Consider the following 256-nt stretch of genomic DNA (forward strand, 5'->3'; position numbering starts at 1 on the left):
AAGCGATAGTGGTAGAGATCTCTTTGCTCTGCTCTTCCAACAGCGCGCCGAAGTCTTGCAGGCTCGGCAGCTCAAGCTTCTCGGTGAAGTTCGGCTGACGGCTTGGCAGATAACCGTGCAGTTTCTGACGCTGAGCGTGCAGATAGGTATGCTCTTCAGAACCTTCCGGGAAGGTGATGTACGGCAGTTTTTCGATATCTGCATCAGACACCGGCACATTGAAACGGTCGCGGATGTGACGCACGCCGTCCATGTT

The 256-nt window shown here is 54.3% G+C and carries 1 pseudogene; it reads right to left on the bottom strand.

Annotation, left to right across the window (positions count from 1 at the left end):
• Window positions 1–256, bottom strand: a pseudogene (locus tag V5P19_RS23965) (hypothetical protein); the annotation flags it as partial.

Source organism: Enterobacter sp. UNJFSC 003, from assembly GCF_036903355.1.
In the GTDB taxonomy this organism is placed as follows: domain Bacteria; phylum Pseudomonadota; class Gammaproteobacteria; order Enterobacterales; family Enterobacteriaceae; genus Enterobacter.